The following is a 21,771-nucleotide window of genomic DNA, read 5'->3' as shown; positions in this document are numbered from 1 at the left end:
CGTACCGTTTTGAAAAAATTTTTATCTATAGGTGCAGGTTAGTTTAAGAAGGATTTGAAAGATATATGTTATAATTCTGTTAATATTAATTCTATTCTGGAAAATGAGAGGTAACTATATGCCAAATTCACAAGAACTTTTAATGCTTGATATTTCATACTATGAAACCTTTTCTAAACGAATTGATACCTCGTGGGGATCGTTATTTTATAATGAAACCCAACCAAATTATTATGACTCAAATCACGCACATATTATTGATGAGTGGTTACATCCACAGTCAGTTATAGACGAGATTATTAGCTATTATCAGTCTAAAAAATCATATCAAGGTTTTATATTTATAATTTAGAGAGCCAACAAAATCTAATTACTGAATTAAAAACAAGGAATTTTAGATATGAAGAACTCGTTAGTCCTGTTCAATTGTGGAATAACCGAGTGATTGAAATTCAGAATAATAAAAGAGTTATTATTGAAAAAGTAACTAGAGAAAATTACCAAGAAGCTTTAGATATAGAGAGTAGTATTAAAGAGTTTGGAGGAAAGGAGTCAATTGAAAAAGTTTATAAAGAACAATTTAATCATTCTTCCTTCACACATTATCTTCTTCGGTTCGACAGGATAGCTTGTTCAACTGCCTGTATTTTTGAAGATGGGGAACAAGCTCGAATGGAAAGTGTAGCTACAATTGAAGAATTCATAGGTAAAGGCTTAATAGGTAAAGGCTTAATAGGTGAAGTTATTCAATTTATACAAAAAGAAGTAATAACTAGAGGAATAAAAAAGCTTTGGTTTTTTTCAATAAATGAATCAGTAGAAAAAGTATATCAAAAATATGGATTTCAAACAGTAAAAAAATTAACAAACGGACACGCGTTTTTAAGTAGAAAAAGTATTAGGGAAGTTCGAGAATAACCCTTATTGAACTAACGGGTTCGCTTGTGGAATAAGCTTCAATAAAATATGTCCAAATTGTGTCTAAACGTACAATTTTCCCGAAATGATCTGGCGACCCCATGCCCATCAACCTAACATTTTATAGTACCCCCAGAACGAAATTTTATGTTAACTTATAATAAAAAGCTTATTTCTTTGTTGTGGGGTGGATCTGTTTTCTTAAGTTGATGGGTATGGGATATCGCCAACATTTCGGTAAAAAACCACGCTAAGAGTATACAAATTTTCATGCGAAAAATAGGGAGACATAGGGAAGCCAAAAGTCGCTCTAGAATAGGAATGTATAAAAAGATGCATAGAGTCATAGAAAAAGAAAAAGGCGAATCCCTTCTGAGAGTACAGGGACACCTTTTTCTTAGCTACCGATAATAGGAGGTTATGTTAACCTTACATGTATACAATATACATTGTTCTACTAACAACATAAGATAATGAAATATTTTGCTTTATCAATCATTGATGTTAAAATCATTATTTGCATTAAAGAAGATTTCATCAATACTTTCTCTACCACTGATAGTTATTCAAAACAAACTAGATAATTTAACATTTGAATATTTAGGAAGGAGGCTAAGAATGAAATTAAATAATGAAAAAGATGGTATTGTGTTTGCAATAATTTCTTATATTATGTGGGGTATTACTCCAATTTACTGGAAGCTTATTCAACACGTATCTTCAGGAGAAATTCTAGCACAACGAGTTTTTTGGTCCTTTATTTTTATGCTTGTACTTTTATTTTTCATGAAAAAATGGTCTACATATGTTGAATTTATGAAAGAAATCGTTAAAAATCCAAAATTGGTTTTATCCCTTTTTATTGCTTCCGTACTGATTAGTTCAAACTGGGGCATCTTTATGTGGGCAGTGATCAATGGAAAAATATTAGAAGCAAGTCTTGGTCAATACATTAATCCTTTAACAAGTATGTTAATCGGTGTAATCGCATTAAAAGAAAGGTTAAGCGGTTCTCAAATTCTTGCATTTATATTAGCGGGAATTGGTGTATTAACACTAACGTTCCATTATGGTGTGATTCCTTGGATTTCTCTTAGTTTGGCGCTTACCTTTGGATTTTATGGTTTAGCAAAAAAAATGATTAAAACAGATTCAGTCATTGGATTAACACTTGAAACAATGGTGATTTCTCCCATTGCGTTAGTATATATGGCTTACTTGAAGTTTCAATCTCAAATACAATTTTTCAATTCTGTTTCAACCAGTTTATTATTAATAGGGAGTGGCATAGTAACAGCTCTACCACTTTTATTTTTCACAAAAAGTGCTAAAAATGTTTCATTATCTATGCTTGGTATTCTCCAATATATTTCACCAACTCTATCCCTGATAACCGGTGTCTTTCTTTATAACGAAACATTGACAAAAACACATTTTATAGCTTTTACCTTTATTTGGTTAGCTCTTATAATTTATACTTTTTCTTTCATAACAAAGTCAAATAAAGAAAGTAAAAAATGAATGAATTTAACTTATAAATAAGGAACTACCAATAACAAAAATTATGTAAATATGTTATCTATTAAGCGTTTCAAACCTTTTCCCATACCTTTAAACACCCATAACAGTTTAAGAAAAACTTTAAAAATAGAATCCCATATGATTTCGCTAAAAATAAAGTCTAAAGCTTTTCTTAAACCGTCTTTAGGGGATTTACACTTACGTTTAAACTTGCTCCATCCTTGTTTCAACATAACTCCCCTCCTTTCTTATTTAAATCAAATGTTATTTTATTGATTTTTTCTAAACAATTTATTAAATGAAAATACTAATCCAATTAAAGTTAAAACAGTAATAATAGTTCCTGGAATTCCAAAACCATTTAACATATTAAGTCTCTTTTTTTAGCTTGGATTTACTGTGAAAATACTATTTGAATGATTAACAATAACTCCACATAATGTAGACCTCTAATACATTATAACAAATCATCATTATATTCTAAATATACAAAATAGAGAAAGTTCTTACAGTAAGAACTTTCTCTATTTTGTAATAAGGTGCCTTGTACCAATCCGAAGCATTGATAAACACCAAATAAGTTTTGTTTTTAAAAATCATCAAATAAATAAAGTCCCTACTGCTAGTAACGAACTTTACGTCAACTAGCTTCTTTTGCAGAGTCTAGTTTTTTGCTTAGCGTGTTTTTTTCCGAAATGCTGGCGGTACCCCATCCCCATCAATCTAACAGAACAGATTGCCCCCTAAACGAAAATTTTGTGGCTTTTTTAGCGCAGAAGTTCATTATTATCGTTTTTTATGTTTCTTAACTTGATAGAGGTGTGGTGGATCCCTTTTTTAGAAGTAAATACTTTTAAAACCTTGAAGTATTTGAAAATCAATTTTATCTGCTTTTGTCCTTTGAATTATAAAATCTAATCCATTTTTGGTATTGTCCGCATATTTAGGCATTGCTTCAAGAGTATCTGTCAATGGTTTGTTGAAATCGTCCCAATGTATTGGAATAACAAGCTTCGGTTGTACTTTTCGTACAGTTTGCTTGTAATACGTATTTTGGAAAGTACTTTCCTGCTTTCCTAATACCCCTATTCCTAAAAACAAGACATCAGCTCGAATATCATCTAATACCCCTTCTATATAGTTAGCGCTTGGTTTAACAAGGAAAGTTTTATTATTATGTGTAATCAAGTAATCATATGAAGAGTCTTCATGATAATCTAGGGCTTTAGCTGGTTGTTTAAGTGGCTTTTTTATTTTTTCTCCTTCATCAAAGGTTGGTGAATGTTTCGATGGAAGGACAGTAACAGTAAAATCACCAAACTTCATAGCCTTATTTACTTCATATACAGACATCTGGTTCTTATTTATATCACCACCAATCCCTATGTTAATTGCTGATTCTGAACCATATACATGTGTTCCAGTTCGTTTAGCTATATAAGCTAAATCAAACGCATGATCATAATGTGTATGTGCAATAAATAATCCCTTAAGTTTATTATTATCAACCCCTATTTGATTAAAAACTTTATCCACAGCATCTTCATCTGTTTTTATATTACTGAACAACATTTTTGGTAAGGATGGCCTAGAAATAAAACCATCAATCATTAATTGTGTATTTCCATCATCAAATAGTAAAGATAATGTTCCTAAAAATGTGACCTTTACCTCACCTTGATTCAATACTTTTTGTGTTGTTTTTGGAGCATAATACTCCTTGTATTGTTGAATATCTGCTGAAGGTTTTAAAAACTTGTAATAAACGAAAATAGAAGCGATTATTACTAGTACTAGTAATCCTATAAAAAACACCCTTAATTTTTTTTCGTAATGTGTATTTCAAAAAACATTCTCCTTTCTAGACAAAAGATATCATTGTTTGCCTGTGCTAAATCCTCCTACTTGAGGCTACCACAAAGTATCTATAAAATTAAAAAAACGCCATCCTTTCCTATGATTCTACAGAAAGAATAGCGTATTTTTTCATATTAAAGAAATTTAGTTTTGTTAGCTTGATAGTGATGATATAGTACCAACAAAAAATTTTGTACTCTAAGAAAAATTTGAATCCAATAAAAATTTTCTGTAAGGTTCATTCCCTACAACTTCATTTAGAAACTTATAAATTTATTATTTTTATCTTTATTTACTAATAAAATATCCAATTGTATAGATAATCCATAAGTGGACCGGGTAGAAAATATAAAACATATATTTTGTGAATGCATTATTTAAACCACGTTCCCCGTTATATGAGAAGAAGAACGGTAACGCAAATACCATCATCCATTGGTTATTAAAACCAAACAAACCCATGTCTGTAAAAATTTCTCCCGCCATAAGTAACTGTGGGACATCCATTAATGAAAGTAATACATATGTGATAATTAACCATTTTTTCTTTTCTTTAAAGAAATAAAAGATTAATGTCATGAAGACGCCTATAAAACTTGCTTCTGTAAATATTCCTAATGTACCCACAATAATTATAGCTGGAATTCCGAGTAAATAGTTTTTTGTACGTTTCATATAATCAATGGAACACAATAATACTATCCCAAACCCAAGTGATAAGAAAATATTATTTGATAATCCAGCCTCTGTCGGGAAGATATATTGAATAATCGCTGAACCAGCAAACATAATTGCTGCCCACATAAATACACGTGTAGCATACTTTGTACGACTTCTTGTATAAAAGAATCCTTCCACTACAAAATAGAAGAAAATTGGTGCCACAATACGGCCTGGATGATGCATCCACATTGGCATACCTGGAATGTAAGTATATACATGATCAATGACCATAAGGATCATTGCAAAAATCTTTAATTGAAAAGCATTTAATCTCATAAAAATATAAAACCTCCACTTTATATATTACTCAAATACTATTAGTCCTTTAGGAAAACTATATTGTTTCTTACATCAACGATATACTTATATAAAGTTTCTATAGTAAGAGCATCTATCCAAGGGGTTCTTTTTCATGAAAAGAACCCCTTGAAAAGTATAATTTCATGTATACTTTCTATGTTATTTTTAGATCAAGCACCTATATTATTAGAAACATGCATTGTTAATTCATAAGTTTTTTCAAATAACTTCGTCGAATGATGAAAAAGCTTATAACAAATAGCAATAAAAATATTCCTACGCCTATTGCTGTGACTCCATAAAGTGCTGATGAAAAATGGTTACGCATTGCAAGCATTATTCCACATAGAAGAATAGATGCAAGTGTAAACGGGACAAAAATTAAAGTTGCCAGCTCCTTAGTCACAACAGCAACTAATTCTTTCACAGAAAAGCCAAGTTTTCGGATTCCTGCATATTTTTCTTTTTCTCCTTCAAATGACGTTTGCAGATAGAAATAAAGAATACTCATCGCCGCGCTCAAGAAGATAAGGCTCAACATGAAACCGATAAAGAATAGAAGGCTCACTGTCGTTTTTTCAATCTCGTAAACATTAATTTTAGAAGAGATTAGGCGCTCATTTGGTATATTTGAAATTTTGGAAAGAATCGTTTCGGACAAGTCGAGCTTTTCTGTCCAATTATCAATTTCATAAGCAAATACTTTAAATATAGGATAGTCAATAGTTTCATAAACAGCATCTGGGACGATATAGTACATTTTTTGGAAACCTGAAGTTAAAATATTTCGTTTCTCAAGGCCCGCATATTTAAGTTTTCCAAACGGGTAGTCACGAATAAATTCTATATTTGGAAGAACATAGTTATTTCCTGCTGCAACATAGTATTCATCATCCTTTAGTGAAATTGTCTTATGAAAACCAAGGGCATTATAATTTGAAACTGACATAAAGCCAATATTATGATTTTTATCTGTTTTAAATGCAGAATAATAAGCATCGTATTTACCTTGTTTCGCTAATGCATTTTCAATAAATGAAATATCTTTCTTTTCAACTTCCGGTGCATTACCTGAGAGTGAGATATATTCAAAGCTGTACGGATTTATTGATTCTGCTCTCGTATTTATATTGTAATAGGAACTGTACAGTACATTTGTACATAAAAATACACCTAGCAACAAGATTGTTAATAAATAGATAAGATGGGAATGTGAGCGACCTTTGGCCTTTATGTTCGAAACGTAAAGCATATTTGTTTTTTTGTAATACGACGGTCGTTTTTGTAATACATGAATCGATACAAACATTCCCTGCGTGATAATAAAATATATGGCTAATAGCGAACTAACAAATAGTAAAATGTAATGGATGGTTCCAGATGATTTAACCCAATTCATTTCTAATACGAGCGATAGTGCTAAGAATACGCTTGTAATTACTGATAGTAACAACTTCCATAGTGCAGGCACAATTAGCTTTTCCTGTGTTACATCTGCTTTTAACAGATGTACAGCTTCTTCTTTGTTAATAAAACGTGTGATAAATTTAGAAACGATACAGAATAAAATTGCAAATAAAATAATAGTTAATGCGATAGCTTTTATTGGTATATACATACCAAAGCTATTCACTTGTAACACCCTTTTGGTGACCATTAAAAACAACGGGGCGATTACAAGCCCAAGCACAATGGCATTTATAATTGCTACACTAGCAATAAGCATATTTTCTCTGAACACCATCTTACGCACTTGCTTCATAGATGCTCCATTAATCATAAAAATGCCAAGACTTTTTGTTTTCTTTTTCAAAAACGAAAACATCGAATAAATGATGAAAACGAATGAAAAAATATACACAATACAGCTCGTAAGTATCATTACAAGGCTAAGTGTGCTTCCTGTTTGAATGCTCGCTAACATAGGATGAAATGCTACAATCGAAAATAAGAAAAATATCAAAATGGAAAATACACTGCTTAAAAAATAAGAAATATATGTCCATTTATCGCGCAAAATGTTTTGAAGGACAATATGATTAAAACTCATGCTGTCCACCACCTAAAAATGTAAGTGCGTCCATAATTTCTTGATAAAACTTCTGTTTATTATTGCCTCGATGCACCTCATTATAAAGAATACCGTCTTTTATAAAGATTACGCGATGTGCAAAACTAGCAACATAGGCATCATGTGTCACCATTAAAATAGCTGTGTTAAAGGTCTTGTTAATTGACTCAAACAATGTCATAACATCATTTACCGCTTTAGAATCTAAGTTTCCAGTTGGTTCATCAGCTAATAATAACCCTGGTTCATGAATAACAGCTCGAGCAATTGCCACACGCTGTTTCTGTCCACCTGAAATTTCAAATGTACGTTTCTTTAAAATTTCTTTAATACCTAAAAAAATCGCAACTTTCTCTAAACGTTTACTCATTTCCTTAGCTTCTACAGAATCAAGTACCAAAGGTAATAAAATATTTTCCTCTACTGTTAAGGTATGAACAAGGTTAAAGTCTTGAAAGACAAACCCTAATTCTTTGCGACGAAACTTCGCTAGTTCATTATCATTTAATTCATAAGGATTTTTTGAATTAATTATAACTGAGCCTTTAGTTGGGCTATCGATTGTTGAAATGCAGTTAAGAAAAGTTGTTTTTCCACTACCAGAAGGCCCCATTACCGCAACAAACTCATTCATGTTTAAATTAAAATCAATACCTTTCAATGCTTGATAAGAAATTTCTCCTGTATATACTTTTTGAAGCTCTTTTACATTTAAAATGGTGTTTGACATCAGTACCTCACTCCTTTGTATCTTTCAGTATTTGATTATAGATGGGCCTTTTACTTCTTAACATCTTTCAACGTGACAGCAATATGACAAAATTGTCACATTCAAAACGGCTACCTTATTTGGTAGCCGTTTCTATACTTCTTGAGAGGTCTATTGTAAATGTTGTTTCATTATCTTTAGAATATAGATGGTATGGATGATTTAATGTAGTAAGAATACTTTTTACTAAATAGAGACCGATACCAGTTGCTTCTCCTTTTGTACGTCCTTTCGTTCCCGTGTAAAATAATTCAAAAACACGTTTTATTTCACTTTCAGGTATCGTTTCTCCTTTATTTTTAATAAGTAACTGCCCATTTTCATAGTGGATTATAATGGATGAGTATTTTTCTCCATATTTAACAGCGTTACTTAATAACTGATAAACCACAACCTTTAGCCATTTACGATCTGAATAGAGAAATATATGCTCAGGTATAGTGCTCTTAGGAAAGATTTCTTCCTCAATAAAATAACCCCTTAAATCATTAATAACTTCCTGCACAATATGTTTTAACGGAATTGGTTCTATTTTTAAATCTGCTAATAATTTAGTAGAGCGACTATACGTTAGTAACTGATTTAAAGAAAAGTTTAGTTTATCGCATTCAACTTTTACTTTTTGCCATTCTGCAAGGGAATTTGGTTCCTTAAACTGATTAGATTGTATAAGCAGTTGAATGACAGAAAGTGGCGTTTTCATTTGATGAACAGCATGAGAAATCATTAATTGCTGATTATGTAAAGAACTCTTATATTCCTCTTCTTTTGATAGAAATAAGGATTGAATATATTGCAACTGAGATGCGTATGCTTTTTCGTATGAAGCTATTGGCTGATAAATCATAAGACTGTCCGTATGGATGTTCTTGTTCTCAATATGTGCATACATTTTTTTACGGCGTAAATAACGACAAAAAAGTAGTATGATTAATAGAGAGAAGGCTAGAAATATAAAATAGGTATAATGATTTTCAAAACCATCTAATCGATGAATCATAATTGGTAAGCTAATAAATGTAATGATATACAAAATAATAAAACTCATATGGTCTTTTAAAAATAACTTCATGTGAGTTTCTCCGTTAATTGATAGCCAATTCCTCGTATAGTTTTAATTTCTAAAGTAGAATGAATGGCTTCTAATTTCTTTCGTACTCTTGCAATATTTACTGTTAAGGTATTTTCCTCAACAAATTCTTCCTCATCCCAAATGGCTGTAAGTAGTTGCTGTCTTGTTACAACATTAGGATACGCTTCAAAGAACATTGTACATAGCTGGAGTTCTTTTATTGTTAATAGCTCCTCCTGATTAGGTGTGCATAATCGTACAGTGTCCAGGTTTAAAGCTGTATTTTTTATTTTTATAATTTTCCCCTGTACATTTCTTGCATATTCGCCATATATACGACGAATTTGTCCATTAATTTTTGCAAGTATCACTCCTAATAAAAAAGGCTTAGTAATAAAATCATCAGCCCCATTTTCAATGCCATACACTTGATCTGCCTCACTCATACGAGCAGAGAGAATCACAATAGGACAATTTGATATTTGTCTTATTTTACGGGACCAATAATAACCATCAAAAGCAGGAAGGGTAACATCCATTATGACAAGGTGGGGTTGAAAGTCTTGAAAAATTTCTAATACCTTTTGAAACTCTTCTACAACGAGGCAATGATATCCATATTTTTCAAGATGATTTTTTAGCGTATATGCTATATTCATTTCATCTTCAACAATCAATAATTTATACATTTCATCCTCCGATTTATTTATTAACTTTGTCTCATACCTTATTTTAAACCATTATTGCTTTTGCTCAAAATGAGGGCAGTCTTATACTATATGGGGTGGCACCAAATGTCCATCAAGCTTAAGAACTTGAAGGTACCCCATCGCCATTAAGCTAAAAAATTGTATCCATAAAACGTAAAAAACGCTATGCTTTTTCATTATATAGATATAAATTTCATTTAACTTGAAATACACATGGCTAATCTCGATAGGTATTTGAATTTAAAAGCACAGAGGAATAAAATATATATATCATATGTACTCTATTTCTTAGAAAGAAGGGATGATTATGAAAGTTAAAATAGCTAAATCAATTGAAAGTTTACAAGCGAAAACATTTGAAATGATGACAAATGCTGTTTCTCTTAAATCTATTTTACGTGGAGCTGGTGTAACTTTTGTAATTATTTTTGGATCAGCTTGGGCTAAACAATCTACTTTATTTTCATTGAATTCTTTGATGGTACTATTAGGCTTCTTTTTAATTTTCATGCCATATATTTGTAATAATTTTGGGAAGACTGGAGTATAATTTGATTTCCAATACTTAGCCATCGATTTAAAAATTTTATGCTACCCCAAAATTTCTCGTTTTGGGGTATTTGCTTTTCTTAGCTTGATAGCGATGTGACGGCCCCCCTATTAGTAACACCGATTGATATTCAGAACAATTATAATAATAACACTTATTATAAGTCTTTAAATAAATTCTCTAGAAGCGCCAAATATAAAAAAGAAAAAAGCATGACATCCAATTATCATGCTCTAGTCCTAAAATATAAAATTAATGTTTTTTTACAATGTGGAATCTTCTTCACATCTAACTTCTTACAAAGCTTTTTACTCAGTAAAACACCTTTTTTGTTGACAACACTTAATTCTCAAACACAAAATTAATCTTATTATCTTTCCACTCTAACTTCGCATCAAATGTTTTCTCGCCCTTTTTAAAGCCTTTAATTAAATCTGTCTTTTCACCTTTTAAGAGCTTTGTCATATTCTTTTGCGAGATTGTTTTACTTAATATTTTCTTTGAGATGGTAAAATCACATTGCGTTGTATTGTAGTTAGAACAACCATAAAACGTTGACTTATCAATCACATCGCCATCACATTTTTTACAGCTACCAACCTTTTTACCTGTTGTAAATTTCGATCTTTTTCGCTCAATCGATTCAACATGCAATCCAGTAAAGTCCCATTTCTCTGACATTTCCACTGCATCTTCAATAATTTTAGCTGATAGCTTTTTCGTTTGTTCCATAAATGTAGCTGGTGAAGCCGTACCTTCACCAATTTCTGCAAGACGCTGCTCCCATTTCGCTGTCATTTCTGGTGAAGCTAGTATTTTGTCACCGATTGCGGTAATTAATACTTTCCCTTTATCGGTCGCATACACTTGGTTCTTCTTCACGTCTATATATTTACGGTCTTTTAGCATCGTAATAATACCTGCACGGGTCGCTTCTGTACCTAAACCTTCTGTTTTCTTTAATACTTTCTCCAGCTCTTCATTCTCTAAATACTTACCAGCTGTTTTCATTAACGTAATAAGTTGTCCTTCTGTATAACGCTTCGGTGGTTGTGTTTTTCCCTCTTTCACTTTCACCTTTACAACTTTTCCTTCTTCACCTTCAGCTACAATTGGAAGAATGGTTTCGTCATCTTTATCGTCTTGGAAAATAACTTTACGCCATCCTTCTTGAATTTGCTGTTTTCCTTTTGAAATGAATTCAGCACGTTCATCTACAAGCGTTACAATCGTTGTATAGTCAAAAATCGCAACTTCATAGTGGGCTGCAATAAGCCTTCTTACAATCATATCGTAAATTTTCTTTTCATCACCTGATAATCTACTTGGATTTGTAACTTGCTCTGTCGGAATAATTGCGTAGTGATCTGTTACTTTCTTTTCGTTCACATAACGCTTATTATTCATAATCGATTCAACTGGAGCTGGTAATAAATCTTTATATTCATCAAACTGACTTAACTTCTGTAAAATATCCGGGAACGTCGCTGCCTCTCCTTGGGTAACATAGTTGGAATCCGAACGAGGATAAGAAACAATCCCTTTTTGATATAGTGCTTGCGTTATATCAAGCGTCTTTTTCGGTGAAAACTTAAAGGCTTTATTTGCCGTTGCTTGCAGTGATGATAAGTTAAATAAAAGCGGCGGCTGAAATTCTTTACGCTCCGTTTTCATTTCCTTCACTACAGCCGGTTTACCTTGGCAAAATGCCGCAATTTTATTCGCCATATCAGGGTCTTTTAAGCGGGATTCACTATCCTTCTCCCATTTCCCCTCATACTTCTTTCCTTCTATATTAAAGGTTGCGAACACTTCCCAGAACGGCTCTGACTTAAAGTTTTCTATTTCCTTTTCACGCTTTACGATTAACGCGAGTGTCGGTGTTTGTACACGACCAGCTGAAAATACATCATTCATTCCTTTTTTCTTTAACAAAATACTAAACACACGTGATGCATTCATACCAACGACCCAATCCGCACATGACCTTGTATACGCCTCATAGTACGTATTGATTGTATCTGATTCGTCAAGCAAATTTTTAAATCCTTGGTAAATAGCTTGCTTCGTTAAAGAGGAAATCCAAAGACGCTTCATCGGCTTCTGTACGTTACAAAGATTAATTATATTCCGTACAATCAATTCCCCTTCACGCCCAGCATCGCCCGCGTGAATAATTTCTGTTACCTGTGGATTATGTAACAGCTGTTTCACAACGTTAAATTGCTTATACTTCGACTTTGTTACTTCAAATTGAAAACGCTCTGGAATCATCGGTAACGTATCAAGTGACCATTTTTTCCACTCTGCGTGATAATGTTCTGGATTACATAACTGCGTCAAATGACCAATTGCCCATGTACAGTACGCTCCATTTGGAAATAACTCATTCGCTTCTACTTCTAAATATCCATCTTTCCGGCGATATTTAAATTGTGAAACAAGAGCCAAACCTTGATCTGGTTTCTCGGCAATAATTAATTTCATTTTATAACTCCCTATCTGTATTCCAGTGTTACTTTCATTGTCTATCTGTTTAGAAGCGATGATAAAACAACAATCTTATTTATCATTCGCGGTTTGTCTCGCAAATGAGAGACCTATAATATTATACGCTGATTCTTTGCGGGTTCACAATAGGGAGAAATATATAATCAAAGTAACATCTCAAAATTCATTTTTTGTAACATCCTAATTCTAGAATCCAAAGCTTATTCGCATCTATATTATTTATTACACTTCAAAAAATCCCATTAAAAATATGGTATTAATTCTATCTTTTTAGTAGCTACCGCATTCACTAAATATTCATTATGGTCTACACCAATGATAGTTGGTTCATATTTCTTTATTGCATCAATGAGTTGCTGAATTACGAACATATCTAAATAATTCGTTACCTCATCCCAAATAAACAGCTTATTCTTTCCTAATAATGCATTTGCTAAAAATACTTTCTTCTGCTCCCCCGAGCTCCAGTTTTCACTCGATATATGTGAGAAACTATTACGATTAATTCCTAATTGATATAATAGATGCCAATACTCTTCTTTTTCTTCTTTCGTAGATAACCGATTTAGTAAAGAGTAATACTCTTCCTCTTCTTGATTTTTTTGACGAAGTATTGACACTTGATCAGGTAAATTCACCCTGTAATCTCCAATTGTTTCCAGACTCTCTTCTCCAAGAATAAAATTTAGTAATGTCGATTTTCCAACACCATTTTTGCCTTCAATAAAGAAGCGTTCTGTTGGATAAATATCTATGTTAATCGGTTTAAAAAGAGGTATCCCGTCTCTCAAAATAGAAAAATCACGAAAATATAGTACTTGTTTTCTTGGTTGTTCAACTATCATTTTCAAATTAGACACAGCTTCAATATTATTAATAAGATTTTCTTTTTCTTCAATCATTGCCACTGTCCGTTTTTTAATGGCTTTTGCTCTTTTCATTTGTTTTGCGGCGAGACGTCTTTCTGCGGCATCTCTCGTACTATTCTCTCTTTTCATCCCCCAAGTATTTACTTGTCTTGAAACATCATGAAGCCGTTTTATTTCGGATTTCAGTTTAGAATTTTTTTCTGCAGAAAGCATGTCTGCATTTTCTTTTTCTTGTTTCCATGTATCTACATTGCCACTAATCAAATCAATAGATTCTTGATTTATAGCTAAAATATGATCAACAAATTGATTTAAAAAAGATTCATCATGGCTTGTAAGAATAAACCCTTTTTTTCGCTTTAAATATTGCCCTACAATTTTTCTACCATGCAAATCTAAATTATTTGTCGGTTCATCAATTAAAGGAAATGAATTTTCATTTAAAAATAATTCGATAAGTAAAAGTTTTGTTTGTCCTCCACCACTTAATACATTAAATTGTTTATCTAAAATCTCTGGTGATAAATCCATATAGCTTAACTCTCGTTCAATTTTCCAAACTTCCATAAGTGGGTTTTGTTTCAATAACACTTCTAACGCAGTTATATTTTCATGGCTATGTGGATAGGAAGGAAAGTATTTAAAGTCTAATGCCGATTGGATTGTACCTTCATATTCAAATTCATTCAAAAGAATTTTCAAAAAAGTTGTTTTCCCCCGACCATTCCTACCAATAAGTCCTAACTTCCAATTTTCATCTATATTTAAATCTAAATTTCTAAAAATAGGTTGAATCATCGATACGTATTTAAATGTCATATTTTTCATAATAATATTCCCTGCCACTTAGATCATCCTCTTTCTAGCTATGAACATATCAGCATTTATATTTTATGAAACTTATATGATAATTAAATTCATCCATCAAAACACTTACCTGATCTAGGCATAGTCACTTTGTCTTCTTCTTTTTCAGAGGGTAAATGAAGTAATTCTAAAACTTTATCCATTGATAGTACTAATTTTTCTGATTATTCAAATAATAATGAATAACAATTAAAATATCAATATTTTCTTTTATTGGTTTTCATTTCATTAAATTACAAATAAATAGTGCATAACTTCAAAATTATCATGTCTTCACAATTTTTACAAAAGATTCCACCTATTGAAAAACTTCAAGCGTAGTGTATGCACTCAAAAATAGGTATTGCATGCATAATTTTTCGGCTCTCTTTATATTTGATTACGTGGAAACATAACAAATACCCTATAGATATATATAGATATTGAACCTTCTATATAACACCCTCTAACACATCTCCACAAAAAAAAGACCCTCAAAAACAGAGCGTCTTTCCCAATCGTTATTTCGTAACAACCTCATCTTCTTTTACATTCACATTATTTTCTCTCATAAACTCTTCAATCTCTTCCACTTCTCTAATGATATCTTTTGACAAGTTTTCGTATCCGTCTTTCGTTACAAGAATATCATCTTCAATACGAATACCAATTGATTCTTCTTCAATATAAAGACCAGGTTCAATTGTTATAACCATACCTTCTTCTAATACTCTATCTTTGTATGTTCCTACATCATGTGTATCTAAACCAAGGAAATGGCTGACACCATGATAATAGTATTTTGATAACTCTTCATCTTCTTGAATTAAACCAACTGCTTTGCACCCTTCTGCGAGTACTTTTTTAGCGTGTTCATTTAATGCAGCGAACTTTAGGCCCGGCTTAATAATCTCTGTTGTTTCTTTCAATGCTTTTAATACAATATTATAAATTTGTTTTTGGCGACTAGAGAATGTTCCATTTGCTGGGAATGTATAACTAATATCAGCGTTATAGTAGTCTTTTTGAGCACCTAAATCTAGTAATACTAAATCACCATTTTGAATTTGCGCATCATTATCTTCATAATGAAGAACTGTAGCATTTTTTCCACTTGCCAAAATTGTATTGAACGCATGATGCTTAATGCCAGATGACTTCAGTATGAAGTCAAACTGAGCTTCTAATTCATACTCCATCATGTCTGCTTTTGCATGCTTAAGCACGTTGTAAATGCCCTCTTTCGTTACAGCAATCGCTTCTTTCATAATTTCAATTTCTTCATCTGTTTTAAACACTCGCAATTCACAAATGTTCGGATATACATTACCAATTGTTACGTGTGGATATTGTTCTCTTACATGTTTAGCAAATGCTTGCGTTTTTGTCTCTGTACCATTCCACTCACGACGCTCTAAATCTAAATATAGATGCTTCACATTTTCTGTGAAGAGTATATTTGACATTGTCTTTTCAAAGCTATCTAAATATACAACTTTCTTTATACCCGAAATTTTCTCTGCTTCTTCGTTAGAAACTGTTTTACCGACCCATTTTTCCATTACTGGATCCGACTTTTCAATGAAAAGTGTTTCTTCAACACTATTTCCAACCTTCTTCAACATGAAAATAACATTTGGTTCATCGATTCCTGTTACATAGTAAAAATTCCGATTCGGCACAAATTTATAATGTGCATCTGCTGACATATGAGGTGCTTGTCCCGCAAATAAAATCGTAATAGATTCGTCTGGTAATGTGTTTACTAATCGTTCTCTATTTTGAGCAAAAAATGTTGCTTTCATAATAATCCCCCTAGCGTTCTATGTATGATTAAAAAACTAATGATCTAATCAATTCATTTTATTATTGTTACAATTTTTCGTCAATTTTTAACCATTTTAGATGGTGTTGACATAATTAAAATTAAACGTTACAATAACTATATATTAGTAAGTAACTAATGTAATTAAATCTAACTAGAGGTGAAACAAATGAAAAACATTTTATTCCGTATTAACGAATTATCAAAAAAAGAAAAAGTATCTGGATTAACAGTTGATGAAAAACAAGAACAACAAATGTTGCGTCAAAACTATACACAAACATTTCGTGGAAGCTTAGATTCCATTTTATTAAACACAAAAATTGTTGATCAAAATGGACTTAACGTTACACCAGCCGCATTACAAGATGCTCAAATACGTTTAAAATTAAGCAAATGAGTTCCGCGCTAAAGAATTTTAATAAAACATAAAAAGAGCTGGATTTCCTATATAGAAATTCCAGCTCTTTTTATTGTTTTTTCTAATTTAGCATACGAACGATACATCGCAATTCTCCACGACACAATCATCGCAAATGCGAGTAAGAAAAACATTCCACTTAACTCCGCTAAATCAATCGATTGACTTAAATATGATTTCAACGCTACTCGTACAGCTAATAATCCGACTAAAATAAATATAAATGCTTTTGACGGTTTCATATATATTTGTTCACTTCTTATCTCAAACTTCGTTGTTTTAATAAGGAATATAGAGAAAATAAGTCCTACAGTAATTGCTTCTACTATTTCTAACGATGTTAATCGAAACTCTGGTAAGAAGTACATCATTGCGCCAGTACTCATAAAAATTGGCGGCAATATAATTTTCTTTTTCGTTACCGGCTTTTTCGCTGCTTTAAAGCGAAGAAACATGACACCAACAGCCATACAGACTGCTACAATACTTGATAAAAGTGCTATCATACTTTCCACTCCTATCTATTTAACAGACTTTTTGAGCAAAATCATAAACCAAACGAGCCCGATACTTATAATAACATGACCTAATCCAGCCATATGGCTTAAACCGTTAAAGTCAGTTCCATTTACTTGTAGAAGACCTCTCCATAGCATTGTAGCAATAGTAAAAAGTAATCCTACATTATAAACAACAAACCACGCACGAAAACTCTTTGTTTCTTGTACATGAAACACTTTACATAAAGCTAAAGCAATTAAAAAGAATACGAAACCGAGCACTAATACATGTGTATGCACCAATTGCAACATTGTGGACCCTTTAATTCCTTGTGCTTTCGAGTACTCTCTTGCAAATACTCCTGATAATAAACCAATAATTAAGTAAATGAATGCTGCATTATATAATTTCTTCATTCTATTCCTCCTGCTGTAAACTTTCCATATTCGCTGCAATCATTTTACGCAAAGTTTATGAACGGAATATGAACAAAATATTACATTCAATATTTAAATATAAAAAAACCATTCCACAATTCATATTTGTGGAATGGTTTTTCAACTTATTTTAAATCTTCTATTGTGAAAGCACCTGGCAGTAACTGCTCAACAGTTACTTCTTTTTCATCGCCTTTTACATTCGTTAGTAATACAGGCATTTTCGGATCACAGAATTCAGCGATTACTTGTCTACAAGCACCACACGGTGAAATCGGTCCGTCCGTTTCTCCTGTAATAACTAAGTAACTAAAGTTGCGCTCACCTTCTGATACTGCTTTAAAGATCGCTGTTCTTTCTGCGCAGTTACATAAGCCGTAAGAAGCATTTTCTATATTACAACCAGTATAGATTTTACCTTCTTTCGTAACTAACGCTGCACCAACAGGAAATTTTGAATACGGAATATATGCTTTTTCTAACATCTTATTTGCTTCTTCAATATATTTTTTCTTATCCATATTATTTCCCCCTCAAAGTAAGTGTAATGATGATTAGTCAGTAATAACTGTATGCACTAATTTAGGAGCCTCTGCTGTTTCAGCGATAGAAATGTTCTCATAAATTTTAGCTTTTACATCTTCTACATTTTCGCGATTTGCATAGATTGTTACGAATGGCTCGCCTTCTTTTACTGCATCGCCCACTTTTTTACGTAACATTAGTCCTACCGCTAAATCAATTTCGTCTTCTTTCGTTGCACGGCCAGCACCAAGTAGCATAGCTGCGATACCGATTTCATCTGCAACAATGTTAGAAATAACACCTGAAGTTTTTGCAGGTACATCAATTACATACTTCGCTTGTGGCATTTTTTCTGGATTGTCTACAATTGAGCTATCTCCGCCTTGATTGCTTAAGAACTCTTTAAACTTCTCAGTTGCTTTTCCGTTCTTCATCACTTCAATTAACATTTCACGAGCTTCTTCTAATGTATTTGCTTTTTTCGCAAGTACGACCATTTGACTTCCTAATACGAGTACTAATTCTGTTAAATCTTCTGGACCTTCACCTTTTAACGTATCAATCGCTTCTTTCACTTCTAGAGCATTACCAATCGCAAATCCAAGAGGTTGTGACATATCTGAAATAACAGCCATAGTTTGACGTCCTACATTATTTCCGATACGTACCATTGCATGTGCTAATTCTTTTGCATCTTCTTCTGTTTTCATAAACGCGCCAGCACCTGTTTTCACATCAAGTACGATTGCGTCAGCACCAGCTGCAATTTTTTTACTCATAATTGAACTTGCGATTAAAGGAATTGAGTTAACCGTTCCGGTTACATCGCGTAATGCATAAATCTTTTTATCTGCAGGTGTTAAGTTTCCTGTTTGTCCAATAACAGCTACTTTGTCACGGTTTACAATATCAATGAACTGCTCTTTCGTAATTTCAACGTGGAATCCTTCTACCGCTTCTAATTTATCAATTGTTCCGCCCGTATGTCCTAAACCACGACCAGACATTTTTGCTACTGGTACATCTAAAGCAGCTACTAATGGTCCTAATACTAATGTTGTTGTATCACCAACACCGCCAGTTGAATGTTTGTCTACTTTAATTCCTTCAATTGCTGATAAGTCGATCGTTTCTCCAGACTCCACCATTGCCATCGTTAAATCTGCGCGTTCGCGATCTGTCATATCTTTAAAGAAGATTGCCATTGCAAGTGCACTCACTTGATAATCAGGAATACTTCCGTTTGTATATCCATTAATAAAGAATTTGATTTCTTCAGTCGTTAATTCTTTACCGTCACGTTTTTTCGCAATAATATCTACCATTCTCATTACAATCACCATTCCTTTTTATATGATATGAATCTATTAAAATAATAATCCTACGATTGTTGCTGATAAGAAGCTTACTAATGTTGCGCCGAAAAGTAATTTCAAGCCAAATCTTGCGACTACATTCCCTTGCTTTTCATTTAAGCTCTTAACTGCCCCTGCAATAATTCCAATTGAGGAGAAGTTTGCAAATGAAACTAAGAATACAGATATAATCGCTGTCGTTCTATCTGAGAAATTAAAGTTTCCTTGTGCTAAATCTGTCATAGCGACAAATTCATTTGATACTAATTTTGTTGCCATAATATTTCCAGCATTAACTGCTTCATGCCAAGGTACACCCATAATAAATGCAAATGGTGCAAATACATAACCAAGAATTTCTTGGAATGAAATACCGATTACACCTTTAAATACGGCATTAATGAATGCGATAAGAGCTACGAAACCAATTAACATAGCTGCTACTGTAATCGCAACTTTAAATCCATCAATAATGTATTCCCCTAATACTTCAAAGAAGGTCTTCTTCTCTTCTTCTTGTACTTCTAACATATCTTCTTCCTCAGTAACTTCATACGGGTTAATGATAGAAGCAATGATGAAGCCGCCGAATAAGTTAAGCACCAAAGCGGTTACAACATATTGTGGTTTTAATAACACCATATATGATCCAACGATAGACATAGAAACGGTAGACATTGCTGATGCACATAATGTATACATTCTTTTCTCTGGCAATAACCCTAATTGTTTCTTAACTGAAATAAATACTTCAGATTGTCCTAAAATCGCAGAAGCAACAGCATTATATGATTCTAGTTTCCCCATTCCATTTACTTTACTTAATGCTAGACCGATAGATTTCACAATAATAGGTAATACTTTAATGTGCTGCAAAATACCGATTAAAGCTGAGATAAATACGATTGGCATTAATACACTTAAAAAGAACGAAAACTCTTTTTGATTCACTAATCCACCAAATACGAAATTCACACCGTCAGCGGCATATTTTAACAGCTCTCCAAAACCATCTGCTATTCCGCTAATTAATATATTCCCTACACTTGTATTTAATAATAAAAACCCCAAAATGAATTGTAATATAACCATCGTTATGATTGGGCGATATTTGACTTTCTTTCTATCATTACTAGCAAGCCAAGCGATACCTAAAATCAATACGAGGCCAAAAATACCGATTAAGTATTTCATAAGCCGTCTCCTCCCATTCGTATCCGCTTACATTTTTTAAAATTATTACAGCAATAGATACACTTTACTTTGTGTATCTATTGCTTTTGACTTCATTAATGATTAGTAGTTATCTGTAGCACCTTTTGCATCATTTAATACGATTGCAACACTAGCACTTGCTCCAACGCGAGAAGCTCCAGCCGCTACCATTTTGTCTGCATCTTCACGTGTACGAACGCCACCAGATGCTTTTACACCAACGTTTGGTCCTACTGTTTTGCGCATTAATGCGATATCTTCAGCAGTTGCTCCACCAGTTGAGAATCCAGTTGAAGTTTTTACGAAATCAGCACCAGCTTTTACTGATAATTCACAAGCACGTACTTTCTCTTCCTCTGTTAATAGGCAAGTTTCAATGATTACTTTTACAAGAGCTTTTCCTTTTGCTGCTTGTACTACTTCATAAATGTCTTTTTCAACGAACTCATTGTCGCCATCTTTTAAAGCACCTACGTTGATTACCATATCAACTTCAGTTGCACCTTTTGCGATAGCATCTTTTGTTTCAAATGCCTTTGTTTCAGTCGTGCTTGCTCCTAATGGGAAACCGATTACAGTACAAACATCTACATCATGTCCAGCTAGTTCATCAGCCGCTAGCTTTACCCATGTTGGGTTAACACAAACAGAAGCGAATTTATATTCCTTTGCTTCTTCGATTACTTTCATAACATCTTCTTTTGTAGAATTAGCTTTTAAAATTGTATGGTCAATTAACTTTGCAATGTTCATTATCTTCACTCCTCATATCTTT

The 21,771-nt window shown here is 32.6% G+C and carries 19 protein-coding genes and 1 pseudogene; 4 read left to right on the top strand and 16 right to left on the bottom strand.

From position 1 onward, the window contains the following. Positions 1 to 118 precede the first annotated feature (118 nt). Together ACTFRN_RS07070 and rarD are read left to right on the top strand one after the other, a co-directional pair. Positions 119 to 918 (top strand): annotated as a pseudogene (locus ACTFRN_RS07070) (GNAT family N-acetyltransferase). Positions 919 to 1,536: 618 nt separating this feature from the next. Continuing rightward, on the top strand, positions 1,537 to 2,439 hold the full coding sequence (rarD, locus tag ACTFRN_RS07065; protein WP_000773901.1) for an EamA family transporter RarD: 903 nt from the start codon (positions 1,537 to 1,539) through the stop codon (positions 2,437 to 2,439). Positions 2,440 to 2,480: 41 nt separating this feature from the next. On the opposite strand, the gene ACTFRN_RS07060 is transcribed toward rarD, so the two are convergent. From ACTFRN_RS07060 to ACTFRN_RS07030, 7 genes are all read right to left on the bottom strand, one after another. Next, positions 2,481 to 2,672, bottom strand: a complete 192-nt coding sequence (locus tag ACTFRN_RS07060; protein ID WP_014893842.1) for a hypothetical protein — start codon at positions 2,670 to 2,672, stop codon at positions 2,481 to 2,483. A 604-nt stretch (positions 2,673 to 3,276) separates the two neighbouring features. Further along, positions 3,277 to 4,254, bottom strand: coding sequence for an MBL fold metallo-hydrolase (locus tag ACTFRN_RS07055; RefSeq protein ID WP_014893843.1), 978 nt, complete (start codon positions 4,252 to 4,254; stop codon positions 3,277 to 3,279). 330 nt (positions 4,255 to 4,584) lie between these two features. Continuing rightward, a complete protein-coding gene (locus tag ACTFRN_RS07050) occupies positions 4,585 to 5,295 on the bottom strand; it encodes a TraX family protein (protein WP_001238744.1) in 711 nt (236 codons plus the stop codon). Positions 5,296 to 5,521: 226 nt separating this feature from the next. Further along, positions 5,522 to 7,369 (bottom strand): FtsX-like permease family protein, encoded by a 1,848-nt coding sequence (locus ACTFRN_RS07045; RefSeq protein ID WP_014893844.1) that lies wholly within the window; start codon positions 7,367 to 7,369, stop codon positions 5,522 to 5,524. Continuing rightward, positions 7,359 to 8,120, bottom strand: a complete 762-nt coding sequence (locus tag ACTFRN_RS07040; RefSeq protein ID WP_088106619.1) for an ABC transporter ATP-binding protein — start codon at positions 8,118 to 8,120, stop codon at positions 7,359 to 7,361. The genes ACTFRN_RS07045 and ACTFRN_RS07040 overlap by 11 nt, the downstream gene beginning before the upstream one ends. Positions 8,121 to 8,235: 115 nt before the next feature. Then, the gene (locus tag ACTFRN_RS07035) at positions 8,236 to 9,231 is read right to left on the bottom strand and encodes a sensor histidine kinase (RefSeq protein ID WP_014893845.1); all 996 of its coding nucleotides are present in this window, start codon (positions 9,229 to 9,231) and stop codon (positions 8,236 to 8,238) included. Beyond that, on the bottom strand, positions 9,228 to 9,920 hold the full coding sequence (locus ACTFRN_RS07030) for a response regulator transcription factor (protein ID WP_000277461.1): 693 nt from the start codon (positions 9,918 to 9,920) through the stop codon (positions 9,228 to 9,230). The genes ACTFRN_RS07035 and ACTFRN_RS07030 overlap by 4 nt, the downstream gene beginning before the upstream one ends. Before the next feature lie 328 nt (positions 9,921 to 10,248). On the opposite strand from ACTFRN_RS07030, the gene ACTFRN_RS07025 reads away from it, so the two are divergent. Next, positions 10,249 to 10,491: a hypothetical protein gene (locus ACTFRN_RS07025; RefSeq protein ID WP_000865093.1), complete on the top strand. Its 243-nt coding sequence runs from the start codon at positions 10,249 to 10,251 to the stop codon at positions 10,489 to 10,491. Positions 10,492 to 10,833: 342 nt separating this feature from the next. Here the strand turns inward: ACTFRN_RS07025 and topB are convergent, their stop codons facing one another. From topB to ACTFRN_RS07010, 3 genes are all read right to left on the bottom strand, one after another. Next, positions 10,834 to 12,978 (bottom strand): DNA topoisomerase III, encoded by a 2,145-nt coding sequence (gene topB / locus ACTFRN_RS07020; RefSeq protein WP_000766742.1) that lies wholly within the window; start codon positions 12,976 to 12,978, stop codon positions 10,834 to 10,836. 266 nt (positions 12,979 to 13,244) lie between these two features. Continuing rightward, positions 13,245 to 14,717 (bottom strand): ATP-binding cassette domain-containing protein, encoded by a 1,473-nt coding sequence (locus ACTFRN_RS07015; RefSeq protein ID WP_088106618.1) that lies wholly within the window; start codon positions 14,715 to 14,717, stop codon positions 13,245 to 13,247. Between the two features lie 521 nt (positions 14,718 to 15,238). Next, entirely contained in the window at positions 15,239 to 16,522 is a 1,284-nt protein-coding gene (locus ACTFRN_RS07010; RefSeq protein WP_049112291.1) for an aminopeptidase P family protein, read from the bottom strand. Between the two features lie 189 nt (positions 16,523 to 16,711). Here ACTFRN_RS07010 and ACTFRN_RS07005 point away from each other — a divergent pair, with 189 nt between their 5' ends. Next, positions 16,712 to 16,942, top strand: coding sequence for a DUF896 domain-containing protein (locus ACTFRN_RS07005; protein WP_000789788.1), 231 nt, complete (start codon positions 16,712 to 16,714; stop codon positions 16,940 to 16,942). A 47-nt stretch (positions 16,943 to 16,989) separates the two neighbouring features. On the opposite strand, the gene ACTFRN_RS07000 is transcribed toward ACTFRN_RS07005, so the two are convergent. The 6 genes from ACTFRN_RS07000 to deoC all read right to left on the bottom strand — a co-directional run bounded on the left by ACTFRN_RS07000 (position 16,990) and on the right by deoC (position 21,749). Continuing rightward, positions 16,990 to 17,469: a CcdC family protein gene (locus ACTFRN_RS07000; protein WP_049112293.1), complete on the bottom strand. Its 480-nt coding sequence runs from the start codon at positions 17,467 to 17,469 to the stop codon at positions 16,990 to 16,992. Positions 17,470 to 17,484: 15 nt separating this feature from the next. Continuing rightward, positions 17,485 to 17,880 (bottom strand): DUF2871 domain-containing protein, encoded by a 396-nt coding sequence (locus ACTFRN_RS06995; protein WP_049112295.1) that lies wholly within the window; start codon positions 17,878 to 17,880, stop codon positions 17,485 to 17,487. Positions 17,881 to 18,026: 146 nt separating this feature from the next. Next, the gene (locus ACTFRN_RS06990) at positions 18,027 to 18,422 is read right to left on the bottom strand and encodes a cytidine deaminase (RefSeq protein ID WP_049112296.1); all 396 of its coding nucleotides are present in this window, start codon (positions 18,420 to 18,422) and stop codon (positions 18,027 to 18,029) included. Positions 18,423 to 18,455: 33 nt separating this feature from the next. Next, positions 18,456 to 19,757 carry a pyrimidine-nucleoside phosphorylase gene (locus ACTFRN_RS06985; RefSeq protein WP_029440896.1) on the bottom strand — a complete coding sequence of 434 codons (1,302 nt, stop codon included), beginning with the start codon at positions 19,755 to 19,757 and terminating at the stop codon, positions 18,456 to 18,458. Positions 19,758 to 19,793: 36 nt separating this feature from the next. Beyond that, positions 19,794 to 20,975, bottom strand: coding sequence for a NupC/NupG family nucleoside CNT transporter (locus tag ACTFRN_RS06980; RefSeq protein ID WP_029440895.1), 1,182 nt, complete (start codon positions 20,973 to 20,975; stop codon positions 19,794 to 19,796). A 102-nt stretch (positions 20,976 to 21,077) separates the two neighbouring features. Continuing rightward, a complete protein-coding gene (gene deoC, locus ACTFRN_RS06975; RefSeq protein ID WP_049112298.1) occupies positions 21,078 to 21,749 on the bottom strand; it encodes a deoxyribose-phosphate aldolase in 672 nt (223 codons plus the stop codon). Between the last annotated feature and the right edge of the window lie 22 nt (positions 21,750 to 21,771).

Source organism: Bacillus cereus group sp. MYBK245-2 (genome assembly GCF_051916145.1).
Classification (GTDB): domain Bacteria; phylum Bacillota; class Bacilli; order Bacillales; family Bacillaceae_G; genus Bacillus_A; species Bacillus_A pacificus.
The sequence above is the reverse complement of the archived record's forward strand: the minus strand, read 5'-3'. Positions and strand labels throughout refer to the sequence as shown.